This window comes from uncultured Limnohabitans sp., assembly GCF_937889215.1.
In the GTDB taxonomy this organism is placed as follows: Bacteria; Pseudomonadota; Gammaproteobacteria; order Burkholderiales; family Burkholderiaceae_C; genus Limnohabitans_A.
Window position 1 is genome coordinate 1 of record NZ_CALBEX010000294.1, and the last position, 9,193, is coordinate 9,193.

Below are 9,193 nucleotides of genomic sequence, written 5' to 3' on the forward strand. Positions count from 1 at the left end.
ACCACGCACAGCATCGACTGCCCCATGGCGGCGGCGGCCAACGAGACCAGCCAGGTGTCGATCAGTTTGTCCGCCAAGGCCTTGGGGTTTTTGCCCTTGAGATCGGCCAAGGCGTTGGCCCGCAGGCCGAGCAGCAAGCTGCCGCCCTCGCCTGTCAAGACACCGCTCACGGCATCTTGCAGCTGCACATGCGGGTGTGGCATGTCGACCAACACACGCGGTGCGGGATGCGGATAGGCCGCCCGCTCGCGCAGTGCAGCGCCCAGCAAGGCTTCCAGTTGGGTCGTGAGTTGCCGCGCTTCGAGCTGCCCCACTCCCGCCAGCGGCAATGCGCCGGCCAAGCGCAGGCGGCGCACCTCAAGGCGGGCGTGCTCGGGCAAGGTGTCGGAGCTCAAATCGGTGGGCACATGCTGCAGTTGGTGGTCCAGCAGTTGGTACAGGTCCAGTCCGCCCAAGCCAAAAAGTTCTTCGTCAGGCCGTTCGCTGCGCTCGCTTTCCAGATGCACTTGCAAGCGTTCCCGAAAAAACGTGCCCACAGGTTGGCGCAAAAACCTGCCCAGCTGCGCCAGCGAGATCACCGGCAGGCCTTGGGCCGATTCCCATGGCGGCAAACACAAGGGTGGCTCGGCAGCGTGCGGCGCAGTCGGCTGGGCCGATGGGTCGGTCTGCGCGGCCCGCCACTCTTTGGCGTAGGTCCGAAAGTCACGGCCCTCTTCAAAATACAAGCGGCTAAAGGGCTGCAGCGGGTGCACCGTGGTCAGCCGCTCGGCACTGCCTGCGCCCCACAGCGCATCGATCTCGTCGCGCAACTGCGACACCAGCACCGAGGGGGGCTGCTCACTGTTGTTGCGCACGCTGCGCCCGCTCCAGCTCACATACAGCACGCGCCGGGCCGACAGCAAAGCTTCGAGCATCAGCTGGCGGTCGTCGTCGCGGCGAGAGCGGTCGCCCGGGCGGCTCAGGTGGGCAAGGCCCAGCAGGTCGAAGTCGGCACGCGGGCTGCGGCGCGGGTAGTCGCCGTCGTTCATGCCCAGCAAGCACACCATCTGGAACGGGATCGCCCGCATCGGCATGAGTGTGCAAAACGTCACGCCCCCGGCCCGAAAGCGCTGCTCAAGCTTGGGCACTTTGAGCGCCTCCAGCCAGGCCGATCGGGCCACGGCCAAGGGCACGGCGTCGGCAAAGTTGGCCTGATCGGCCGCGCGGGTCCAGTCGTTCAGGGCTTGGTCCAGGGCTGTCAAGGCATTGCGGTCGGCATCGCCTTGCGGCTTGAACAAAGCTGCCAGCATGGCGCGGCCGCGTTCGGCCCATTGCAGTGGGGTGGCCTCGCTGTCGCCGTGTTGCCACCAGTCCATCAGGGCTTGCAGCAGGTGCGCCAAGGCCCCGGCCAGCTCGGCCTCGAGCCCGCCCACCTCGGCATAGGGGTCAATGCCAGCACTGTCGGGCACCGGATCGGCCCCGCAGGCGTAACCCATGAGCATGCGCTGCACGCCAAACAGGGCCGAATTGTCTTCGCCACAATCGGCCAGACCCAGGCCTGCGCGGTGCGGTGCTGACAAACCCCAGCGGATGCCCGAGCCGGTCATCCAGCGCGTGAGCGTGGGCAGTTGCTCGGGCTTGAGGCCAAAGCGGGCAGCCAAAGCAGGCACTTCGAGCAGCGCCACCAGCTCGCTCATGCGGCCGCGCTGCTGGGGCAAGGCCAACAACCATTGCACCGCGTGGATCAAGGGGCTGTTGGCCTGCGCGCCCAGGTCGGCAATGTCGTGCGGAATGAAGCGCGCATCACCCCGCTTGTACTGCCCAAACACGGCGCGAATGGCTGGGGCCATGGTGTCGATGTCGGGCACCATGACAACCACGTCGCGGGGCGAGACGTCGGGTTGGGCATGAAACCAAGCCAGCAGTTGGTCGTGCAGCACCTCCAGCTCACGCACCGGGCTGTGCGCCACCTTGAAAACGATGGAGTCATCGCCCGGGTTCAGCGGCGCATCGACCGGCTCTTGCGCCGAACGCAAATCGCGGATGCGGTTTTGCAGTTGCGTGAGCAAGCGGCTGCCATCGGCAGCGGGGGCGTCGTCAAACAAGTCCAGCCGCTGGCCGGGCAGGCTCGCTTGGGCGGCCTGCACATCGTCAAACGCGTCCAATTGGCGAATGAAGTCGCGCCCCTGCCGCCCCCAGGCGGCCAGCAAGGCCGGGGCGTGCAGGTGCATCTGCTCAAAATCAACTTGCGAGAGGTTTTCTTTTTTGTAGGCGTGACGCCTGCGCTCGGCGCGCAGTGCATTGCGCCCGTCCATGATGTCGGCCCAGTGGTATTGGCAGGGGTTGGGCACGGCCAGCAGCACTTGGCTGTGCGCCGCCAAAGCGCCCAGCATCTCCAGCAATTGGCTGGGCATGTGGCTCATGCCAAATACCGACACGCGCCGCGCCACCGGGCTGGCCAGGGCTTGGCCCGATTGCAAACGGGCCAGGGCCCGCAGGTGCAAGGCCGGCCGGGTGGCCTGTTTTTCGGCATCGGACAGCGTGGCCAACACGCGCCGCCACAGCTCGGCCTGCCAGCGCTGCTCCTCGGGCAACTGGCCCGAAGCATCGCCAGGCGAGACCGCTTGCCCCGGCAGCTTGCGCAACACGTCATGCCCACCGGCCCAGTCTTGCAGCCAGTCGGGGCGGTAAATTTGGTATTGGTCAAACAGGTCGGCCAGGCGGCTGGCCAGCTGCAGCAGGCGGTCGTGTTCATCCCCGCGCAAAAATCCGGCCACGGGCTGGAACACCGCATCGCCCACGCACGCGGGCAACAAAGCCATCAAACGCCAAGTCATGGGCAATTTGTCAAGCGGCGAGTCTGGGGGCACGTTGGCCGCGCCCAGCACTTGGCGGTAAGTGCGCCACAAAAAACGCGAGGGCAGCTCGACACGGGTGGCGGCGCAGACACCACCGCCCTGCCCAGCCAAGGCCATCTTGATCCACTCGGCCATGCCGTTGCTTTGCACCAGCACCACCTCTTGCTCCAGCGGGGCCAGAGGCTGGCGCGTCAGCCAAGCCGACAAGGTCTCGGCCAGCACTTCGGAGCGGTGGCTGTGCAGGGCCAAAAAGCCCGGAGCGATCAAGGAAGGGGTCATGCGGTCCAACTTGGCATTCAGGCCTCAAAAAATGGCCTCAAGCCAATAAGAATAGCCGCAAATACAGGCCACCAAGGCTCAGCCCTTGAGCCCAACGCCCCTGGGCATTTGCCTAAAAAATAAGCACATTCCGGCAAGCCCCTGAAAACGGCCCTGTGCAGACTTGTGCACGCACTTATCCACAAGTTTGGGCACTGTTGGAGGGGGCAATTTTTTGGGGTCGGTCTGGGCTGACGGTGCACGCCTGGTCCGGCGAGGGGTCAATCGTCTTGCCTGGCTTCAATTTGCAAGCGCTGCACCACCGAAGCCCGGGTCTGCGCAACAGCGCGAATGCGCAATGCCGGGCCAGCTTCGAGCACCACACGGCAGTGGTAATCGAGCCCATCGGTTTGCCCAGGACACTGGCTGGGGATGCGCCGGTGCCACTGGCGCTGGCCGTCGATCTCCAGCGTCAGCGCGTGCCACGCCTGCGCGTTGTCTTCGGGCACCAGCACCAACAGGCTGACATCGATGTCGAAGGTGCGAGAGCGCTTGAGCGCACCCGGAATGTGGAGCACCGCCACCGGCTCGCTCACCTCGGTGCGCCACAACTCGGGTTTTGCGGGGCTCGCCATGGCGCTCAGGCTGCGAGCAGAGTTTGCAGTTCGCCGCTGTCGACCAGGCGGCGCAGGTCGTCGGCGCCGCCAATCAGCATGCCGCGCACGAACACCATCGGGAAAGTCGGCCAACCGGTCCACATCTTCAAGGCATTGCGCAAACGCCACTGCGAAAAGTAGCTGCCCATTTCGATGTACTCGTGCGCCACGCCTGCGGCCAAGAGCGCCTTGCGGGCTTTGCCCACATAAGGGTTGCCCGACAAGCCCACCACCACCACGGGGTGCTGGGCAATGGCCGATTGCACCCGCTCGATCACGGGCAGGTGCAGTGTGCGGATGCGTTGGCGAATGGCCAGGTGAATGGCCGAATCATCGAGAAGAGGTCGTGTCATGAGGGTCCTTTGGGCCGCCATCATAGTCTGCCCCACATGTCCGGTGCATGACTGCCTGCATGCCTGGCGAAGCTTTACAGTCCGTGCATGATGCATTTTTACGAACCCCATTTGGGCCACGGCCTCAAACACGACCCTTTCAACTCGATCGTCGGCCCGCGCCCCATTGGCTGGGTGTCGAGTCGCAGCGCGCAAGGGGTGCTCAACCTGGCCCCTTACAGTTTTTTCAGCGCCTTCAATTACGTGCCACCTGTGATTGGTTTTTCCAGCATCGGGCGCAAGGATTCGCTCAACAACATCGAGGCCACGGGTGAGTTTGTTTGGAACCTGGTCACGCGCGAACTGGCCGAGGTGATGAATCAAACCTGCGAGGCAGTGCCACCAGAGGTCAGCGAGTTTGAGCTCGCGGGCCTGACGCCCGAGCCCTCGCGCATCGTGGGCGTGCCACGCGTGGCGCAAAGCCCTGTCAGCTTTGAATGCCGCTGCACACAAATTGTGCAACTGCAAGACCTGCAGGGCGAGAAAATAGAGACCTGGATGGTGTTTGGCCAAGTGGTCGGCATCCACATTGACCAGCGCTTGGTGCCAGGCGGGGTCTATGACACAGCCCGCGCCGGGCACATTTTGCGAGGCGGTGGCCCGGCCGATTACTTCAGCATCGGACCGGAACAACTTTTCAAGATGTACCGCCCCGAAAGCGGTGCGCGCGATTTGCCCAAGTGAGTGCATAAACTGAGCGCAGGACCAGCGTCCAAGGTCGGCACCTGACTGCGACTGGATCAGCACGGTTGGCCAGCCCTGCACACACCCACGCAATCCGTGCGTGCTACATCTTTGCAGCGGCAGAACACTTGCCATGAGCAGGCCAAACAGTCTCTGGCATGATGGATTTATTGAACCACCGCAGCAGGAGACGCTCGTGAACTGGCTTCAAAGATTGCCCGGCTTTACCCGGTCTGCGCCTGGCTTGGAATGGGCATTGTGGAAAAAATTACCTTGAATCGCTGTGGCTGGCACCACTTTGCCTCTGGCCTTGGTGGCCCTGGCTTGGCTGGCCGCACCCGACACCCTCATGCCAGCTTCTGAAAGGGCATTGACCCGATACCTGTACATCGCCATCGGCGCGGTGATGCTGCACTGGGCGCTGGTATTGACGGCGGCCATTGGCTGCGTGATCGTGATGTTGATGAAAGGCCCCGCTTTTGTGGCCGATGGTTTTGAAGTGCAGCACACCGACCGACCAGGCAGCCCCACCCGAGACCTTCCGATTGAAAACACCTGAGATGCCCACCCCCTTGCCCAACCGCCTGTCTGAAGCCGATGTGTCCAGCATCATCGGCATGGCTTGGCAAGACGACACCCCCTTTGAAGCCATTGCCTTGCAGTTTGGTTTGCGCGAAGGCGAAGTGATCGCCTTGATGCGCGAACAGCTCAAAACACGCTCGTTTCGGGTCTGGCGCATGCGCGTGAGGGGCCGTGTGGCCAAACACCAAAACAAGCAGCACACCCGGCAGCTGCAAGAACACCAGGCGTCCCTGCCAGCGGCCTCGCCTGGATGGCTCCAAACCACAGAGACCGATACACCCGCGGCGTTGCCGTGCACGGTCAGTGCGGCGTCATTGCGCTGATGGTTTTGGCAGCCTAAGCAACGCAAAACCCACAAGTGCACCTACCTGGGTGCTCAAGCCCGGCGGCGTGCGCCTGAAACCGGACTTTGGTGTGGCGCTGGAGTTTGTGCGCCTTGGTGGATTTCAGCGGCATCGCCTCCAGCCCGGCGGCCGGGCTGGCCAAGCGCGTGGCGCGGAGTCTGCTCAAACCCCGACACCTGGGGCAACATGGCCTGCAGCACCGACTGCACCTGGAGCAAGCGGGGATCGTCTGGGTGCGCGTCATCGGTGGTGTCGTTGATGCAAAAGAAATCCAGCGCGCCAAACTCGGCCGCCAATGCCTGCAGCTGCGCTTGCTGATCGGCATCCCCGGTGGACACATGGCGGTGGCGATAAGTGCGCAGCTGCGCCAACCCCTGCGTCAGCGCCCAGCGCAGCACGAAATCCGACACGATGGTCGGCTTGTCCCAGCTGCGAAACACCGTCGAGCGCACCCCTGCAAACAACTCGGGGGCAATGCCCTCCAGCGCCTGCAAAATTGAGCGACGCATGGGCCGGGGCGAATGGGCGAAGGTGCGAAAAGTACTGGCGTACAAGGGGTCTCGCGCTCTGAGCCACTCGATCGACAAGCGACACGCGTTCTCCAGCGAGGTCGCGTCCATGCGCATGGCTTCGTCTGTCACCTCGGGCTCGTCCGACCAAGTCAGGTAAAAACCCTCGGGCGTGAACCAATCGGCAGGGTTCAGCGGTGCGCCCAGAAACACATCGTCGTTGAAATAAAAATAGCGTTCAGACAAACCCGGAATGTGGTGAATCCACGATTCAATGTGGCCCGAATCGAAGGTGGGCAAAACAGCTTCGGGCATCAGCTCGCGGTGGTCCACCAACGTCAGGCGGTCCGAGGGGCGCAGCCAGTCCGGGGCCTGCGCATCGGTCACGATGTAAACATGGCCGTGCTGCGGGAAAAATTTCTCCAGCGCCCGCAGGCTGTAGCGCAGCTCGTGGTTGTCCCGAAACCGGCCCTCTACATTGCTGTAACGCGCCATGGCGGCACTGGAGTCGCGTGGCAACTGCGCCAAAGCCGCTTGGCGCTTGGCCTGCCAACTCGAATCGTTGCCATCCACCCACAGGTACACCACATCGATCGGGGTGTCCGGCACTTGGGGCAGGCCTGGGTTCGCTGAGGCTGCAGGCACCTGGGCGGCGGTGCTGGGGGTGGAAGAACTGGAATTTTTCAAGCGGACAGTTTATCAGCGCGCTTGGGGGGTATTTCAATACCCACCCCCGTGTGCGGCACACGGCAACCCACTCGGCCCATCGGTGGTTTCAGCCAGCGTGTCAAGCCACTGAAACACAGAATCACGCAATTGAAAACTTAAATATCTTTTGTGAGTTTTTTATAAATATTTAGTAAAAAATAAAAGACTAAAAATTTAAAGGGCTCTGTAACTTTCCCAGATGACGCGGCGAATTGAATGAATGACGGCGAGAACATCCCACATACCGCCGTTACCTTTCCAATCATTTCTTTCAGAAAGCTTCTTATGAAAACCACTTCCGGCACTTCCTTGGCCATGGCCGCAGCCCTTTTGGCTTTGTCCGCCAGCGCTTTTGCAGCAGACGCCCCCAAGGGCTCCTCGGGCAAAGCCGTCGGCGCCAACGACACCGTGCATTGCTACAACGTGCACGACTGCAAAGGCAACAGCGACTGCAAAACCACCGACCACAGCTGCAAAGGCCAAAACGGCTGCAAAGGCCAAGGCTTCAAAGCCATGAAAGCAGCCCAATGCTTGGCCTCCAAAGGCACCATCGGCGATCTGTGATCACTGTGCCTTCACTTTGTGAAGCAAGCCCGGGCTTCGGCTTGGGTTTGCGCACGCCGCACTACCCGGACTTTCAACGCCAGCGCCAGCCGGTGGATTGGTTGGAGGTTTTCACCGAAAATTTTTTGGTCCGGGGTGGGCGTCCCCTGAAAATGCTCGACCTCATCCGCCGCGATTACCCCGTGGCCATGCATGGCGTAGCGATGTCGCTGGGCAGTGCCGATGGTCTGGATCTGAACTATCTGCAAAAAGTCAAACAACTCACCGATCGGGTCCAACCCTTGTGGGTGTCAGACCATTTGTGCTGGAGCGGTGTGGGCGGCACCGTGTTGCACGATCTCAACCCTTTGCCCTACACAGAAGAGGCGGCACGGCGCTTGATCGCGCACATCAGCCAAGCGCAAGACGTTTTGCAGCGCCGCTTGGTGGTGGAAAACGTGTCCAGCTATGTCAGCTTTGGTCACAGCAGCGCCAGCGAGTGGGAGTTTTTGAGCCATGTGGCCAACCAAGCCGATTGCCTGCTGCTGGTAGACATCAACAATATCTATGTGTCATCGGTCAACCATGGTTTTGACCCGCTGGCTTACTTGCATGCCTTGCCCTCGCATCGGGTGCAACAAATGCATTTGGCCGGACACAGCCGCTATCCAACGCACATCATCGACACCCACGACCATCCGGTGTGCAAGGAGGTCTGGAATTTGTACGCGGCCGCCTGCAGCCGTTTTGGCGCGGTGGCCACCATGGTCGAACGCGACGACCAGATCCCGCCCCTGCCCGAATTGCTGGCCGAATTGGACATGGCGCGCGCCATCGCCAAAACCCACGCGAACACAAACACGGACGAATCACCACGCATCGTCGCTCTTGGCGATGCGGTGCATGAATTGCCGGCCCAAGGCCCCGCTTTGCTGGCGCTGCAAAACGACTGGATGGCTTGCGTGTTGCAAGATCCGCAGCCCGGTGACGCGCCCAAGCGATTGGCCTTGGCACAAAGCGTGAGCGACACGCCCGCACGGCGCTTTGAGATTTACCACCGCGCCTACCGCCTGCGTTTGTGCGAGGTTTTGCGCGACAGCTTTGCCAAAACCTGTGCCTACATGGGCAGCGATTTGTTCGACGAGCACGCCAGTGTGTTTGCCGTGCAGCAAGCACCCGTCGAGCGCAATTTGGGGCGCTATGGCGCAGCCTTGCCTGCTTTTTTTAGACAGATTTATCCTGACAACCCTGAGCTGCACGAGTTGGCCCAACTCGATTGGGATTTGCGCAGCCGCTTTGATGGCGCGGACGCCCCAGCCCTGACCCTCGAGGCACTGGTGCCCGATGACCAAGGGGATATCCCTTGCTTGCGCATCAGCTCACCCCTGCACCCCAGTGTGGTGTTGCGCGAGAGCCGCACCAATGTGCTCAAAATATGGCACGCCATAGACGACGATGTCGAAGTGCCCGATGTGCAGCACTTGGAGGTCGGCTCAGGCTTGGTGGTTTGGCGCTGGGATTTACAGCCGCACTTCATGGGCCTGGACGCGGCCCAATACCGTTTTTTGCAAGCGCTGGGTGCGCGTGCGTCCATCCAAGACGTGAGCGCGCATTTTGCCGACACCGAGTTCTTGCCCACCCCCGAGATGCTTGGCTCATGGCTGCAAAGCTGGTTGTCGC

At 62.0% G+C, this 9,193-nt stretch carries 9 protein-coding genes; 5 read left to right on the forward strand and 4 right to left on the reverse strand.

What is annotated here, in order from left to right; translation table 11 throughout:
• The 3 genes from recC to Q0341_RS07460 form a co-directional block, all read right to left on the reverse strand.
• On the reverse strand, positions 1-3,116 hold a 3,116-nt coding region (gene recC / locus Q0341_RS07450), incomplete at its 3' end, for an exodeoxyribonuclease V subunit gamma (RefSeq protein WP_299511670.1).
• 260 nt (positions 3,117-3,376) lie between these two features.
• Complete coding sequence (locus tag Q0341_RS07455) at positions 3,377-3,730, reverse strand: hypothetical protein (RefSeq protein ID WP_299511672.1); 354 nt, start codon at positions 3,728-3,730, stop codon at positions 3,377-3,379.
• 5 nt (positions 3,731-3,735) lie between these two features.
• Positions 3,736-4,104 (reverse strand): glutaredoxin domain-containing protein, encoded by a 369-nt coding sequence (locus Q0341_RS07460; protein WP_299511674.1) that lies wholly within the window; start codon positions 4,102-4,104, stop codon positions 3,736-3,738.
• Positions 4,105-4,191: 87 nt separating this feature from the next.
• Between Q0341_RS07460 and Q0341_RS07465 the strand changes: the two genes are divergently transcribed.
• From Q0341_RS07465 to Q0341_RS07475, 3 genes are all read left to right on the forward strand, one after another.
• A complete protein-coding gene (locus Q0341_RS07465) occupies positions 4,192-4,827 on the forward strand; it encodes a flavin reductase family protein (protein ID WP_299511676.1) in 636 nt (211 codons plus the stop codon).
• A 283-nt stretch (positions 4,828-5,110) separates the two neighbouring features.
• Positions 5,111-5,386: a hypothetical protein gene (locus Q0341_RS07470; RefSeq protein WP_299511678.1), complete on the forward strand. Its 276-nt coding sequence runs from the start codon at positions 5,111-5,113 to the stop codon at positions 5,384-5,386.
• A gap of 1 nt (position 5,387) precedes the next feature.
• Positions 5,388-5,732 (forward strand): TIGR03643 family protein, encoded by a 345-nt coding sequence (locus Q0341_RS07475; protein WP_299511680.1) that lies wholly within the window; start codon positions 5,388-5,390, stop codon positions 5,730-5,732.
• A gap of 53 nt (positions 5,733-5,785) precedes the next feature.
• On the opposite strand, the gene Q0341_RS07480 is transcribed toward Q0341_RS07475, so the two are convergent.
• Positions 5,786-6,949 (reverse strand): stealth family protein, encoded by a 1,164-nt coding sequence (locus Q0341_RS07480; RefSeq protein WP_299511682.1) that lies wholly within the window; start codon positions 6,947-6,949, stop codon positions 5,786-5,788.
• 306 nt (positions 6,950-7,255) lie between these two features.
• Here Q0341_RS07480 and Q0341_RS07485 point away from each other — a divergent pair, with 306 nt between their 5' ends.
• Together Q0341_RS07485 and Q0341_RS07490 are read left to right on the forward strand one after the other, a co-directional pair.
• On the forward strand, positions 7,256-7,534 hold the full coding sequence (locus tag Q0341_RS07485) for a hypothetical protein (RefSeq protein WP_299511684.1): 279 nt from the start codon (positions 7,256-7,258) through the stop codon (positions 7,532-7,534).
• Between the two features lie 41 nt (positions 7,535-7,575).
• Positions 7,576-9,193: DUF692 family multinuclear iron-containing protein (locus tag Q0341_RS07490; RefSeq protein WP_299511686.1), on the forward strand; the 1,618-nt coding region annotated here is incomplete at its 3' end.